The sequence below is a fragment of the Methylobacterium isbiliense genome (assembly GCF_022179325.1).
Classification (GTDB): domain Bacteria; phylum Pseudomonadota; class Alphaproteobacteria; order Rhizobiales; family Beijerinckiaceae; genus Methylobacterium; species Methylobacterium isbiliense.
In genome coordinates this window covers 74,078-88,584 of record NZ_BPQQ01000002.1, presented here as the reverse complement: position 1 = coordinate 88,584, position 14,507 = coordinate 74,078, and the positions used below count along the sequence as shown (strand labels likewise).

Below are 14,507 nucleotides of genomic sequence, written 5' to 3'. Positions count from 1 at the left end.
GGAGTTCGCCCGCGCCTCATCGGTCCAGTCCACGGGCGTGATTCCCCGGCCGGCGGGGCCGCACGGCACGGCCGCTCGCACCACCCGCGACCCCGGCCGCGCTCCGCCCATCAGGCCGGTTCCCGGTCCCACGCCTCCTCGGTGAGGCGCTCGGCGTCGCGCGCCAGGGTCAGGCGCTGATCGATGAACTTGCGCTTGCCCCGGACGGTCGTGGGGATGTGGTCGACGATCTCCAGCGTCACTTCGAGTTCGCCTGCCGCCTTCCGGTTGGCCCGCAGGAGGTATCCGGTGAAGTCCGGCACGCTGCCGCCGCGCGGCACGATGCGCAGGATCACCCGGCCCGGCTCCATCTGGACGAACTGGAACTCGCCGATGCCGAGGATCTCCTCGTCCACCTGCAGCATGCCCGAGAGCGGGACCAGGATGCCGGAGCGGCCGACGAGGTAATCCTGCCCGTGCCGCGGCAGGATGTGGCGGATCCTGAGTTGCCGGCCGTTCGCGCGGGTCGCGGCCTCGACGAGTTCCGCCTCGTCGCCGGTCTCGTAGCGGATGAGCGGCATGCCCGGAAACAGCAGCCCGGTCGCCACGAGGCGCCCGCGCCGGCCCGGCTCGGTGACCGGGATCCCCTCGGCGTCGACGAGTTCGGCGAGCCCGTAGAGGGGCGAGAAGGCGTAGATGTCGGGCGAGCCCGGGACTTCGGTGGCGAAGGCGACCTTCTCGCTCAGGCCGTAGAAGGGGGCGAGCGTCGCCTCCGGAAACGCCCGCTCGATCGTGCTCCGGAACGGGGCCGGAATGCGTTCGGAGGCGGGCAGCACGCCGCGGATCTGGGCGAGCGGCCCGTGCGCCCGCAGCACGTAGGCGGCGAAGATCGAGAGCGCCGACGGGTAGCCGTGCAGGAAGGCGATGCCCCGCCGGCGGATCGCCGCGAGATAGCCGGCCATCACCGGATCCGAGAGGTGGAACACCGAGCAGCGCAGCTCCCCGAGCGCCGGCTCCTCGTGCATGTGCGAGGGGCCGGCGATGTCGACGCCGCGGAACACCGCCCGGGTCTCGCCCGGCGTGAAGCCGGCGCGCGCCCAGGCCTCGTGCACGAAGGCGTACTCGACCGGCGAGCGCCCGCGGTCGAGGTAGAAGCGCACCGGCCGCCCCGACGAGCCGCCGGTGACGCACTCGTCGAGCCGCTCGGGTTCGACCGTGCAGAGCGCGCGCCCGAGCGACACCGTCTCGGCCCCCGTGAGGATCGGGATCCGGTGCCACGCCGCCCGCACCGCGTCGGCCTCCAGGGGGCCGTGGCCGAGGATGGGGGCGAGCCGGGCGCGGTAGGCCGGGCTCGCCGCGCGGGCGCGCGTCAGCAGGGCGACGAGGGCGGCATCCTGCTCGGCCGCCGCATAGGCCGGATCGGCGGCCGCGCGCCGGATGCGCTCGCGCCATACCCGGTAGGTGCCGCCGTATTTCAGGCCGGAGGGGACGTGGCGCAGCACCCGGCCGAGCTGCAGCCGGGTGTCGAGGGGCAGGCGCGCATAGGCACCGCGGGCGACGTCGAGGGCATTCAAGGCGGGCTCCTCTCGTTCACGGCTCCGCAACCGCGGATTGGTAGCGTCCGGTCCGCGCACGGGCGGCCGCCGCTTTCGTCCCAATTCGATCCAGGGGCGCGGACCGTTCCGACCGGGGCGCAAGCCCCGGGCCGCCCGCAGCAGCGGGGACCTGTGCCAACGGAGAACCCCGTGCTGGCCCGACCTCCCGCCCGTCTCGCCGTCTACGTCCCGGCCCTGGTGGGCGGGGGAGCCGAGCGCGCTGCCGCCGTGCTCGCCTCGGGCTTCCGGGCCGAGGGCCGGGAGGTGCGGCTGTTCGTCGACTTCCTGGCCGAGGAGAACCGGGACTTCCTCGATCCGGGCGTCGCGGTGACGCCGCTCGGCCCCTCGCACGCGGCCTCGGTGCGGGCGCTCGCGCGCCACCTCGCCGCGGGCCGGGCCGACGTGGTGCTGGGGGTGGGCGGGGCGGCGAACGTCAAGCTCGCGGCGGCGCAAGCGATCGCGGCGGCCCAGGCGCTGGCCCGCGTGCAGGCACCCCGCACCCGCGTGCCGATCGTGCTGTCCTATCACGGGCGCTCGGATGTCGGGCGCGGGCGCCTCGGGCTGACGGCCTTCACGCTCGCGCCGCTCCTCACGCGGCAAGCCGCCGCGACGGTGTGCGTCTCGCAGAGCCTCGTGCGGCACCTCGTCGAGGAGTGGCGCGGCGCCGCCGCGCGGGTGGTCTCGATCCCGAACGCCATCCCGGTCGAGGAGGCGCGGCCGGCGTCGAGCGAAGCGCAGCTGCGCGCCCGGGAGCCCGTGATCCTCACGGCCGGGCGCCTCGCCCCCGAGAAGGATTTCGCGACGCTCCTGCGGGCGGTGGCCCGCCTGCCCGCGCCCGCCCGCCTCGTGATTCTGGGGGAGGGGCCCGAGCGCGCCGCCCTGGAGGGGCTCGCGCGGGATCTCGGCATCGCCGGGCGCGTCGCGCTGCCCGGCTACCGGCCCTCGCCCTGGGACAGCTACGCGCAGGCGCGGGTCTTCGCCCTGTCGTCGCGCAGCGAGGGCTTCGGCAACGTGGTGGTGGAGGCCCTCGCCTCCGGGCTGCCGGTCGTCGCGACCGATTGCGGCGGGCCGCGCGAGATCCTGGAGGACGGCCGCCACGGCGCCCTGGTGCCGGTGGGCGACGTCGAGGCCCTCGCGGCGGGGATCGCCCGGGCGCTCGACGCGCCGGGCGATCCGGTGCCGCGCCGCGACCGGGCCGCGCGCTTCGCGACCCGGCGCGTGGTCGGCGACTATCTCGCCCTCCTGGACGCCGCCGCCGCCGGGGCGGTCAGGGCTTCGTGACCGCGGGCGTCAGGGCCGGCGCCACCGGGGCCGGATCCTGCACCAGCGGCGACCAGGGGGTCTGCATCGCCCGCCGGATCGAGAGGCCGAGCAGCGTCAGGCCCGCCGCATAGACCACCACGAAGGCGAGCGTGCTGCCGATCAGCACCGGCATCGGACCGTAGGGGACGAGCAGGTTGCGGGCGGCCACGAGCGAAAGGCAGGCGCAGAGGTTGGCGGCCGCGATCCGTGCCAGGCCGCCCCAGGGCATCGGGATCGGCACCATCCGGGAGGTGAGGAGCGCCGTGGTGAGGCAGGCGGTGGCACACGCGGTGGCGTAGGAGATGCCCGCCCCGACGAGGCCGACCCGCGGCACCAGAAGGGCGCACAGCGCCACCCCGACGACGGCCGGCGTCAGCATGGTGAGGGGCTGCAGCCAAGTGCGCTTCGAGAGGTGGAAGGCGTTGTCGAAGATGAAGAACTTCGTGGTCAGGAACAGCGAGCCCACGGCCAGCCAGGGCATGAGCTGGGCGCCCTCGGCGCGGTAATCCTCCGGCAGCACCACCGCCAGGAGCGGGCAGGCCAGGAGGACGAGGCCGGCCGTGATCGCGCCGCCCACCGCCGTCACGGTGGTGAGCAGGCCCGCCTGCGCGGTTCCGGCCGCGGCCACGCCGTCCTGTTCGTAGACCCGCACGAGGTGCGGGAAGGCGTAGGAGTTGAGCGGCCCGAGAAACAGGTCGATGGGCTGGCGGGCCAGCGAGTAGGCGGCGGCCAGCACCGCCACCGCGTGCGGACCCATCAGGGCATCCACGACGTAGCGGTCGACCGAGCCGATCGTGTAGCCGAACAGGCTGGCGATCATGATCGGCAGGCCGAAGGCCATCGCCGCTCCGTAGCCGGTGCGCGCGAGGCGCGGCCGGGCCGAACCGCGCAGCGCGAGCGCGAGGCCGACGAGACCGGCCGCCAGGGTCGCCCCGGCGAGCCCGAGGGTCGCGGGCAGGAATTGCGGCCCGACGAGCAGGGTCGCGCCCGTGGCGGCGGCGAGCGTGCCGCCCGCCCGCAGCGATTCCACCAGCGCGTAGGCTTGGTGCATCCGCCGGATCTGCAGCAGGATCAGGCCGAGGCGCAGCGGCGCGAAAGCGAGCAGGTAGGCGGCGACCGCGAGCGCGAACGGCACCCCCTGGTCGTGGCGCAGGAGCCCGCTCAGGATGGCGAGCGTGAGGGACACGCCGGTCATGCCGAGCGTCAGCACCACCAGCCGCCCCAGCCGGTGCGGACGCATTCTGCCGCCCACCGCCCCCTCGCTGCGCAGCGCGAACACCCTGACCCAGTTGCCGAGCGCCATGTCGAAGATCTCGGCCGTGGTGAGCACGAGCATGAACAGCCCGTACTCCGCCATCGGCATCAGGCGGGTCAGGATGACGAGAAGGGCGAACATCAGCGCCTTGGGCGCGAGGTTCGCCACGAAGTAGAGGATGTAGGCGGCGCGCTCCATGGATCAGCTCCGGGTGCGGGAGGCCGGCCCGAAGCGCTCGGGCGCGAGGCGGCGCAGGGCCTGGCGGGCGAGGAGCCCCGCGAAGACCGCGTTGGTGCGGAGGTAGCGGCCCGCGAGCCGGCGCGGCTCCTGGGCGAGACGGTAGAACCACTCGGCGCCCAGGCGCTGGACGAGGAGCGGCGCGCGCTGGACCCGGCCCGCCACCACGTCGAACGACCCCCCGACCCCCATCACGAAGGGCACGCCGAGGCTGTCGCGGTGGCGCCGCATGAACCGCTCCTTCTGCGGCGTCGGCAGCGCCACGAACAGGCAATGGGCGCCGCTCTCCGCGATCCCGCGGCAGATCGCCTCCTCCTGGTCGGGCCGGAAATAGCCGTGATGGCTGCCCGCCAGCACCAGGCCGGGATGGCGGCGCGCGAGCGCGCGGCCGGCATCCGCCACCACGTCGGGCTTGGCGCCGAGCAGGTAGGGCCGCAGGCCCTCGCGGGCGCAGAGCGCGATCAGGCTCTCGAACAGGTCGATGCCGGCCACCCGCTCGACCCGGCCGTGGCCCTGGAGGCGCAGGGCGAGCGCGATGCCCGCCCCGTCGATCCCCACGAGGTCGCTCTCCCGGATGTCGCTGTCGAGGTCGGGATCGCGGCGGGCGTTGACGAGCTTGGCCACGTTCAGCGCGACGTGCTGGCAGCGCCCGGCCTCGCCGCGCATGGCGGCGCGCGCCCGCGCCAGGGTCTCGTCGTGGCTGAGGATGTCGACCGGAAGGCCGAGGAGTTCGACGCGCATCTGGCTCTCCCCGGGCTTCAGGCCGCCTCGGCGGCGCGGGAGAACAGCCCGGCGGCGTCGACCACGATCTTCGAGGCGACCGCGCCCCGGTCGAGGCCGCGGAAGCGGTCGTGCGCGACCAGCACCGCCACCACGTCGGCCTGCGCCACCGCCTCGTCGAGGGAGGCGAGCACGACGTCGTCGCGGCCCGACAGCCCCGCCGGCAGGCCCGAGACGTGGGGCTCCACGATCATCAGCCGCCCGAGCTGCCGGTCGGCGAGTTGGCGGGCGATCAGCAGCGCCGGGCTCTCGCGCAGGTCGTCGACGTTCGGCTTGTAGGCGAGGCCGAGCACCGCGATCGTCGGCGCGCGGAAGCGCGAGGCGATGGTCGCCACCCGCTCGGCGATGAAGTGGGGCTTGTTGTCGTTCACCTCGCGGGCGGTGCGGATCAGCGGGGTGTGGTTGGGCAGCGCCTCGTGGATGAACCAGGGATCGACCGGGATGCAGTGGCCGCCGACGCCGGCGCCCGGCGCCAGGATGTTCACCCGCGGATGCAGGTTGGCGAGCTTGATCACCGACCAGACGTCGAGGCCGAGCGCGTCGCAGACCAGCGACAGCTCGTTGGCGAAGGCCACGTTCACGTCGCGGTAGGCGTTCTCGACGAGCTTCGACAGCTCGGCGGCGGGCGCGGTGGTGAGCCGGTTCGGCCCGGTGGCGAAGACGGCGTAGAGCTCGCGGGCCCCCACCGCGCTGCGGTGGTCGAGGCCGCCGTAGGTGCGCGGGTTCTCGATCAGCTCGCGCAGGGTCTGGCCGGGCAGGATCCGCTCGGGGCTGTAGGCGAGGAGGATGTCGGAGCTCTCCGGGGTGTCGTCCGGGAAGGTGAGGTCGGGGCGCAGGGCCCGCAGCTGCTCGGCGGCGCCCTTGGTGGTGCCGACCGGGCAGGTCGACTCGATGATGACGAGGTCGCCGCGCTTGAGCACCGGCGCGATCGAGGCCAGCGCCGCCTTCACGGCGGATAGGTCGGCGCTGCGGTCCTCGCGGATCGGGGTCGGCACCGCGATCAGGAAGGCGTCGGCGGGCTCGGGCACCGTCGTCGCCCGGAGATTGCCGGAGGTGACCACCGCGCGCAGCACGATGTCGAGGTCCGGCTCGATGAAGTGGGCCTGCCCGCTGCGGATGCGGTCGACGGCGTCCTGGCGGATGTCGACGCCGATCACCTGGAGGCCGCGGGACGCGAAGGTGGCGGCGGTGGGCAGGCCGACATAGCCGAGGCCGATCACCGAGATGGTCTGACGGGTGCGGGTCATGGCAGGTCTCGCTCCGAAGGGGCGCGCAAGGGACGGGGAAGGGACGGGGAAGGGGAGGGGATTGGTGTCAGGCGATGCGCTGGGCGCCGGCCGCCGGGCGCGGGGCGGGGACGAACTCCCGGGCGACCGCCGGCCGGCGCCGGCGCGGCGGCAGGGCGATGGCGCTGCGGCCCAGGAGATCGGCGACGATGCGGGTGCTCGCATGCCCGTCGCCGAAGGGGCTCGCGCCGCTCGCCATCGCCGCGTAGGCGTCCGCGTCCGACAGCAGGTGGCGGATCGCCCCGACGATCACCTCGGGGTCGGTGCCGACGAGGCGGGCGACGCCGGCCTCGATCGCCTCGGCGCGCTCGCTCGTGTCGCGCATCACCAGCACGGGCTTGCGCAGGACCGGCGCCTCCTCCTGCACGCCGCCCGAATCCGTCAGGATCACGCTGGCGCGGGTCATCAGATAGACGAAATCCGGATAGTCCAGGGGTTCGATGAGCCGGATGCCCGGCTCGGATCCGAGATGCCGGAAGACCGGCTCGCGCACGTTCGGGTTGAGATGGACCGGATAGACGACCTGCACGCCCGGCAGCCGCGCCAGCGCCTTCAGCGCCACGCAGATCCGCTCGAAGCCGTCGCCGAAGCTCTCGCGGCGGTGCCCCGTCACCAGGATCAGGCGCGCGGCCGGGTCGATCCAGGCGTAGCGCTCCTCCAGGGCGGCCTTGAGGGGGCCCGGCGTGCCGACGATCTCGGCCATGCGCAGCAGGGCGTCGATGCCGGTGTTGCCGGTCACCAGGATGCGGTCCGGGGCATGGCCCTCGGCCAGCAGCGCGTCGCGCGCCCGGGCGGTCGGGGCGTAGTGGCGGTCGGCCACCACCGCGGTGAGGCGGCGGTTCGCCTCCTCCGGCCAGGGGCTGGCGATGTTGCCGGTGCGCAGGCCCGCCTCGACGTGCCCGACCGGGACGCGCCGGAAGAAGGCCGCCATCGCGGCCGCGGTGCTGGTGGCGGTGTCGCCCTGGACCAGCACGCAGTCGGGCCGCCACGCGGCCAGGATGCGGTCGAGGCCGGTCATCACCCGCGCCGAGACGTCCGCCAGGGTCTGGTCCGGGCGCATCACGTCGAGGTCGTCGTCCGGAGAGAGCGCGAAGGTCGACAGCACGCTGTCCAGCATGCTGCGGTGCTGGCCGGTGACGCAGACCCGCGAGGTCACGCCCGGCGTCGCCTGCAGCGCTGCCACCACCGGCGCCATCTTGATGGCTTCCGGCCGCGTTCCGAACACCGAAAGGATCTTCATCGGATGGTCCATTCCAACGGGCGTCGATCGCCCGGGTCGACCGGATGTGAGCAAGATGGAATCCAGCGAAGAGATACCTTGAAGTGTCGTTTTCCGGCACTGATACTGGGTTCATTGATGGAATATCGGACCCTCTGCGGTCATTTCGGGAAGTCTCATGGTTCATTTTGAGACCGCTCCGGCACGGCGCCGGGGCCGGGGCGGCCGCATCGGGGCGCGGCTGTCGCGGCTGCGCTGGTATGCCGGGCGCCTGCGGGCGATGTCGGCCGCCGAGGTGCTGCATCGCCTTGAGGAAGCCCGCCGCAAGCGCGCGTGGCGGCGCCGACCGGTGGGCTGGGGGGACGGCGGGGAGCGGGCGCAGGCCCCGCTGCCGGACTTCCCCGGCCTGCGGCGGCGTCTCGCCCTCGCGGCGGATCTGCCGGCGGTGCGCGAGAGCCTCGCGCGGACGCGCGAGGGGCGGCTGCGCTTCCTCGGGCGCGACTGGCCGCCCGCCGCCTTCGCGGATCCCCGCGAGAGCGCGGGCTTCTGGCTGCACGATCCGGTGACCGGCGGGCGCTGGCCCGGCCGCGAGGTCTCCTCCTTCCTGGTCGACGTGCGCTCGACCTCGCATCAGCCCGGCCCGGAGGGCACCCTCGGGGACGTGAAGTACGTCTGGGAGCCGAGCCGGCTGCAGGTGCTCCACCCCCTCGCCGCCGCGGTGGCGGCCGGGGAGGACGGCGCGCTCGACGCCGGCCTGCGGCTCGTGCGCGCCTGGATGGACGCGAACCCGCCCTATGGCGGCGTGCACTGGGTCTCGGGTATCGAACTCGCCATGCGGCTCGTGAGCGTGCTGTTCCTGGCCGCCGCTGCCGGACCTGAGGGCGTCGCTCCGGACGACCGCGCGCGCCTGCGCGCCTTCGTGGGCGCCCACGCCCATCACCTCGCGGCCTTCCCCTCGCTGCACTCCTCGGCCAACAACCACCGGGTGGCGGAGGGTCTGGGCCTGCTCGTCGCCGGGCTCCTGATGCCGGAGGCGGGGAGCGGCTGGGAGGCGGAGGGCCGCGCCATTCTGGAGGCCGAGGCGCTGCGGCAGATCCTGCCGGACGGGGTCGGGGCCGAGCAGTCGCCGACCTATCACGGCTTCACCGTCGAGATGCTGGCGCTGGCCGCCCTCCTGGCGCGGGAGGCCGGCCGGCCGCTCTCCGGGGCCCTGCACGAGCGCCTGGAGCGCGGCGCCGCCTTCCTGCTCGCCCTGATGGACGAGACCGGGCGGGTGCCGGCGATCGGCGACGACGACGAGGGCCGGGTGCTCGGCCAGCCGCCGGACCGCGAGCCGCGCTACGCCGCCTCGGTGGCCGCCGCCGTGGCCGGCCTGTCCGGGCGCCGCGACCTCCTGCCGCCGGTCCGCGACCCGCATCTGCGCGACGCCGTCTTCGCGGTGCCGGAGGGCGCGGCCCTCCCGCCGGAGGGGCTCACGGTCTTCCGCGCGGGCGGCTACACGGCCATCCGCGAGCGCATCGCCGGGCGGCGCGTCCACGCGGTGTTCGATCACGGGCCGCTGGGCTACCTCACCCTGGCGGCGCACGGCCATGCGGACGCGCTCGCGCTCTGGCTCGCGCTCGACGGGCAGCCGGTGCTGATCGATGCCGGGACGTTCCTGTACCATTCCGGGCAGGGGCGCCGCACGGCCCTGCGGGAGAGCCTCGCCCACAACACGCTGGCGGTGTCGGGCGCCTCGCAGAGCGTGGCCGCGGCGGGGTTCAGCTGGACGAGCCGGGCCCAGGCCTCGCTCCTGGCCGAGGCGCCGGGGCCGGACTGGTCGGTCACGGGCGTGCATGACGGCTATCTGCGCCGCTTCGGCGTGCGCCACGAGCGGCGGCTCGCCCGCAGCCCGGCGGGCCTCGCGCTCGCCGACCGGCTCGACGGCGCCTCCCCGCTCCTGCCCGTCGAGATCCGCTTCCTCCTCCCGCCCGACCTCGCCCTCTCCCGTCAGGACGGCGGGGTCGTCGTCTCGGATGCGTCGGGGGCGCTGTGCCGAATCCGGCCGCCGTCCGGATTCGGGACGACGCTGGTGCGGGGGGAGGACGCGGTGCACTCCACGGCCTTCGGGCATCTCGCGCCGGCGCAGCGGATCGTCTTCTTCGGGATGCTTGGCGCCGACGAGGCCGTGACGGAGTTCGCCATCCTGTCCTGATCCGCGCTCCGCCGGCTGGACCGCCGATTGCAGTCCGGAGCCTGCGGTGCCCTGGCGGCGCACGCTCCGTGCCATCGCGGGACAGCCTGCGATCCGGAGCGGAGCGAGCCCACGGCGCCGCGCGTGGAGGCGTCCTGATGGGTCGGATCGAGCATATCGTGGTGTCGGCACCGCCGTTTCCGCCGCAGCGGACCGAAGACGCCGCGCCGGCCGCGGTGATCGACCTGCGCGGTGTGGTCGGCACGCTGCGGCGGCGCTGGGCCTGGATCGTCGTGCCGGTGGCGCTCGCCGCCGTGGTGGCGCCCGGCGCGGCGCTGATGATGCCCGCCCGCTACGAGGCGGTCGCCCGGGTGCTGCTCGATCCGCGCAACCTGCAGGTGTTCCAGAACGAGCTGAACCCGAACGCCAGCAACGGCGAGGAATCGATCCTCATCAGCGAGAGCCAGGCGCAGATGGTGCGCGCCACCAGCGTCCTGACGAGCGTGGTGCGCGCGCAGGGGCTCGCCGAGGACGAGGATTTCGGCGCGCCGCGCGAGGGCTTGCTGTCGCGCTTGCTCGCCCGCCTCTGGCCGGCCCCGCCCGCCAGCGGCGCGGGCGAGACCCCGGAGGCCCGGGCGGTGCGGGCGCTGGAGAAGGCCGTGAGCGTGCGCCGCTCCGACCGCACCTTCGTGATCGAGGTCGGCGCCACCACGAGCGATGCCGACAAGTCGGCGCGGGTCGCCAACGGGGTGGCCGAGGCCTTCCTGCGCGAACTCGGCCAGAACCGGTCCGACACGGTCACCCGCGCCACCGCGGCCCTCGATGCCCGGCTCGGCGAGCTGCGGACCCGCCTGCAGCAGAGCGAGGCCGCGGTCGAGACCTACCGCCAGCGCCGCGACCTCATCGGCGCGAGCGGCCGGCTGGTCTCCGAGCAGCAGCTCACCGACCTGACGAACCAGCTCGCCCTGGCCCGCACCCGCACCGCCGAGACCGGCGCGCGCCTGGAGCAGGTCGAGCGTCTGCGGCGCACCGGCGACGTTCCGGACGGCACCACCGAGGCGGTGCAGTCGACCGCGCTCGCGGCCCTGCGCGCCACCTGGGCCGAGGCCAAGCGCGCCGAGGCCGAGACGGCGCTGGTCTACGGCCCCCGCCACCCGGCCAATACCGGCATGGCGCTGCGCGTGCGGGCGGCCCGCCAGCGTCTCGACGAGGAGCTGAACCGCATCGCCCGCGCGGCTGCCTCCGACAACGAGCGCGCCAAGGCAAGCGAGGCCGCCATCGAGCGGCGCATCGCCTCGCTGAAGGGAGAGGCCGCCACCGCCAACGCCGCGCAGGTGCAGCTGCGGGAGCTGGAGCGCGCGGCGGCGGCCGACCGCGGCGTCTACGAATCGTTCCTCAACCGTGCCAAGGACCTGCAGGAGCGCCAGACCCTCGACACCACGAATGCCCGCGTCATCAAGTCGGCGGTGGCGCCGCTCAGCCGCGCCGGCGTGCCGCGCAGCGTGGTGGTGGCCGCCGGCCTCGTGCTCGGGCTGCTGATCGGCGTGGCGGCGGCGCTGCTGCGCGAGCAGTTGGCCGCCCCGGCGGACCGGTGAGGCGGGCCGTGGACCGGCTGTCAGGCCGCGAGCGGGCCGGCCCCCCGCACCGCCTGCACCATCGCGGCGATCGAGCCGAGGGTGCGGAAGCTCTGCGGGTTGAGGTGGCTCGACGGGATGGTGATGTCGAACTCCGCCTCGATCGCCAGCATCAGGTTGACGAGGTCGAGGGAGGTCAGCCCCGCCTCGGTCAGGAAGGTGTCGGGCGCGGGCGCGCCCGCGATCCCCTTCTGGGCCAGGATGCCCTCGACCAGGGCGGCGGTGCGGGCGGCGATCTCGGGGGAAGGGCTGTCGGGCATGATGGTCTCTCGTCGTTGCGGCACGCCGCGTCGGGCCCGACCCTGCCGCGCCGGCCTTTCCATCCGGTGCACGGGCGGCCTGGACACGGCCGTCCGGAAGATTCCACCGAAACACACTTAAGATTGTTTTCACGACGCGACCTTGCGTCGGCGGACGCTTCGTCTTCGACGATTCAAATCATCATGTTTTAGCGAATGACGATCTAAGTCAGTCGGAGCCGGACGTCGGAACAGACCTGCCACAGAGCGGGCGGGCGGCCGGGGGCAGCATCGAACGAGCGAGACGAGGATGACCATTCAGCATCTGCATGCGGGCGTCGATGCGGCGCCCGATTCCGCGGTCGCGGTCCCGGTGGAGCCGGCCCTGCGGGCGCTCGTGGTGGCGGGCATCGCCGCCGAGCACGCCGAGGCGGTCGACCGCGACGCGCGTTTCCCCGCCGAGGCGATCGCGGCCGCCAAGGCCCATCGCCTGATGAGCCTGTTCGTGCCGGCCGAGTTCGGCGGCGAGGGGGCGGACCTCGCCGTGGTGGCGGATGTCGCCTACGCGCTCGGCCGCGCCTGCGCCTCGACGGCGATGATCTTCGCGATGCACCAGACCAAGGTCGCCTGCCTCGTCGAGCACGGGCGCGGGCAGCCCTGGCACGACGACCTGCTGCGCCGGCTCGCCCGGGAGCAATTCCTGCTCGCCTCCTCCACCACCGAGGGGCAGGGGGGCGGCAACGTGCGCTCCAGCGCCGCCGCGATCGAGCCGGACGGGACCCACGTGACGCTCGACCGGGCCGCCACGGTGATTTCCTACGGCGCGGAGGCCGACGGCGTGGTGACCACCGCGCGCCGCGCCCCCGACGCCGCGCCCTCGGACCAAGTGCTCGCGGTCTTCCTCAAGGAGGATTACGCGCTGGAGCGGCTGAGCGGCTGGGAGACGCTGGGCATGCGCGGGACGTCGAGCTTCGGCTTCCGCCTGCGCGCCCGCGGCCTGCCCGCCCAGGTGCTGCCCGTGCCCTACCAGGCCATCCACGCCCAGACGATGACGCCGGTCTCGCACATCCTGTGGTCGAGCGCCTGGGCCGGCATCGCGGCGGGCGCCGTCGAGCGCGCCCAGGCCTTCACCCGGCAGGCGGCCCGCGGCGCGGGCGGGCAATTGCCGCCGGGCGCGAGCCATTACGGCAAGGCGGCCTCGTCGCTGCGCACGCTGCGGACCCTGATCGCCGGCGCCCTCGACCGCTACGCGCAGGCCCGCGGCGACGCCAAGGCGCTGTCGAGCCTCGACGTCCAGACCGCGGTCACGATGCTGAAGGTGGAGGCCTCCGAACTCGCGGTCGCCACCGTGTCCTCGGCCCTGCGGGCCTGCGGGCTCGCCGGCTACCGGCAGGACGGCGCCTTCAGCATCGGGCGGGCGCTGCGCGACATCCTCTCGGCGCCGATCATGATCCACAACGACCGCATCACCGCCAACCTCGCCGCCACCGGCCTGATGTCCACCGTCCCGGCCTCGTTGCGCGACTGAATCCCTCGACCCTCCCCGATCCCGAACCGGAGCGACCCGACGCCATGAACATGCCCCTGAGGACGCCGCCGGCCCGGCCGGCCGAGCACGGTCTCGACACCCTGTTCGACGGCCTCTTCCGGCCGATGGACGCCGACGGCGTCTATGCCCGCACCGGCCGCTACGAAGCGGTGGTGGAGGCGCTGCAGGCCCTGATCTCGCGCCAGCGCGAGGAGGGCACGGAAGTCTTCCGCTTCCCGCCCGTGATGAGCCGGCGGCACCTCGAAACCCACGGCTATCTCAAGAGCTTCCCCAACCTCCTGGGCTGCGTCTCCTGCCTGGAGGGCAGCGAGGCCGAGATCCGCGGCGCCGTCGACCGGCACTATGCCGGCGGCGACTGGACCGAGACGCTCGAGACCGCCGACCTCGTGCTCACCCCGGCCGCCTGCTACCCGGTCTACCCGATCGCGGCGGCGCGCGGCGCCGTGCCGGCGCAGGGCTACCGCTTCGACGTCGCCTGCGACTGCTTCCGCCGCGAGCCCTCGCGCGACCTCGACCGGCTGCAATCCTTCCGCATGCGGGAATACGTCTGCGTCGGCACGCCGGAGCAGATCCAGGCCTTCCGGGAGCGCTGGATCGTCAAGGCGACCGCGCTCGCCGACCGGCTCGGCCTCGTCTACGAGGTGGCGCAGGCGAGCGATCCGTTCTTCGGCCGCGTCGGCCAGCTCATGGCCATGAACCAGCTCGAACAGGCGCTGAAGTTCGAGCTGCTGGTGCCGCTGCGCGGCGACGGCCCGGCCACGGCCTGCATGAGCTTCAACTATCACCGCGAGCACTTCGGCACGACCTGGAACCTGCGCGACGCGGGCGGCGAGCCGGCCCATACGGGCTGCGTCGCCTTCGGCATTGACCGGCTGACCGTGGCGCTGTTCGCCACCCACGGCCTGGAGGTCGCGGACTGGCCGGCCGGCGTGCGCGACGCGCTCGGCTTGTGAGGGGCGGGCGGCCCCGGCGTTCGCGCCGGGGCGCCTCGTCCGCCTTCGAAGACCCCCCTTGGAGGAGGGCGTCCGGCCGCTCGCTCTGTCCGTCAGGTTGCGAGAAGGCCGCCGGACCGACGGCCCGGCCTGTCGGCGCATCCGGTTCGATCAAGGCCGGCCTGGGATCGACGGGCCTGCCGATCCAGCGCGCCGTGCCGACATCAAGCCCGGTCGCCCGACGTCCCGGGTTCGGCGACGCTGCGGCGTGGGGTCGGCGGTCGATGACAGCGACCCGAAGGGGCCGACACGGGCACCGGATCGCGG

11 protein-coding genes are annotated in these 14,507 nt (G+C 74.2%); 5 read left to right on the top strand and 6 right to left on the bottom strand.

Translation table 11 applies throughout. The features are described from left to right. Window positions 1–110 precede the first annotated feature (110 nt). A complete protein-coding gene (locus MFF61_RS00840; protein WP_238233215.1) occupies window positions 111–1,553 on the bottom strand; it encodes a phenylacetate--CoA ligase family protein in 1,443 nt (480 codons plus the stop codon). A 171-nt stretch (window positions 1,554–1,724) separates the two neighbouring features. Between MFF61_RS00840 and MFF61_RS00835 the strand changes: the two genes are divergently transcribed. Further along, window positions 1,725–2,855: a glycosyltransferase gene (locus MFF61_RS00835; protein ID WP_238233214.1), complete on the top strand. Its 1,131-nt coding sequence runs from the start codon at window positions 1,725–1,727 to the stop codon at window positions 2,853–2,855. On the opposite strand, the gene MFF61_RS00830 is transcribed toward MFF61_RS00835, so the two are convergent. The 4 genes from MFF61_RS00830 to wecB all read right to left on the bottom strand — a co-directional run bounded on the left by MFF61_RS00830 (window position 2,842) and on the right by wecB (window position 7,674). Next, window positions 2,842–4,329, bottom strand: coding sequence for a lipopolysaccharide biosynthesis protein (locus MFF61_RS00830; protein WP_238233213.1), 1,488 nt, complete (start codon window positions 4,327–4,329; stop codon window positions 2,842–2,844). The two genes, MFF61_RS00835 and MFF61_RS00830, sit on opposite strands and share 14 nt — an antisense overlap. Before the next feature lie 3 nt (window positions 4,330–4,332). After that, a complete protein-coding gene (locus MFF61_RS00825; RefSeq protein WP_238233212.1) occupies window positions 4,333–5,109 on the bottom strand; it encodes a WecB/TagA/CpsF family glycosyltransferase in 777 nt (258 codons plus the stop codon). Window positions 5,110–5,126: 17 nt separating this feature from the next. After that, window positions 5,127–6,395 (bottom strand): UDP-N-acetyl-D-mannosamine dehydrogenase, encoded by a 1,269-nt coding sequence (gene wecC / locus MFF61_RS00820; protein WP_238233211.1) that lies wholly within the window; start codon window positions 6,393–6,395, stop codon window positions 5,127–5,129. 67 nt (window positions 6,396–6,462) lie between these two features. Continuing rightward, a complete protein-coding gene (gene wecB, locus MFF61_RS00815; protein WP_238233210.1) occupies window positions 6,463–7,674 on the bottom strand; it encodes a non-hydrolyzing UDP-N-acetylglucosamine 2-epimerase in 1,212 nt (403 codons plus the stop codon). Window positions 7,675–7,831: 157 nt separating this feature from the next. Here wecB and MFF61_RS00810 point away from each other — a divergent pair, with 157 nt between their 5' ends. Both MFF61_RS00810 and MFF61_RS00805 read left to right on the top strand, forming a co-directional pair. Beyond that, on the top strand, window positions 7,832–9,847 hold the full coding sequence (locus MFF61_RS00810) for a heparinase II/III family protein (RefSeq protein ID WP_238233209.1): 2,016 nt from the start codon (window positions 7,832–7,834) through the stop codon (window positions 9,845–9,847). A gap of 137 nt (window positions 9,848–9,984) precedes the next feature. Continuing rightward, window positions 9,985–11,421, top strand: coding sequence for a GumC family protein (locus MFF61_RS00805; RefSeq protein ID WP_238233208.1), 1,437 nt, complete (start codon window positions 9,985–9,987; stop codon window positions 11,419–11,421). Between the two features lie 20 nt (window positions 11,422–11,441). On the opposite strand, the gene MFF61_RS00800 is transcribed toward MFF61_RS00805, so the two are convergent. Then, window positions 11,442–11,720 carry a phosphopantetheine-binding protein gene (locus tag MFF61_RS00800; RefSeq protein ID WP_238233207.1) on the bottom strand — a complete coding sequence of 93 codons (279 nt, stop codon included), beginning with the start codon at window positions 11,718–11,720 and terminating at the stop codon, window positions 11,442–11,444. Window positions 11,721–12,009: 289 nt separating this feature from the next. On the opposite strand from MFF61_RS00800, the gene MFF61_RS00795 reads away from it, so the two are divergent. Together MFF61_RS00795 and MFF61_RS00790 are read left to right on the top strand one after the other, a co-directional pair. Continuing rightward, a complete protein-coding gene (locus tag MFF61_RS00795) occupies window positions 12,010–13,227 on the top strand; it encodes an acyl-CoA dehydrogenase family protein (RefSeq protein ID WP_238233206.1) in 1,218 nt (405 codons plus the stop codon). Between the two features lie 44 nt (window positions 13,228–13,271). Further along, complete coding sequence (locus MFF61_RS00790) at window positions 13,272–14,201, top strand: amino acid--[acyl-carrier-protein] ligase (RefSeq protein ID WP_238233205.1); 930 nt, start codon at window positions 13,272–13,274, stop codon at window positions 14,199–14,201. The last annotated feature ends 306 nt before the right edge of the window (window positions 14,202–14,507 follow it).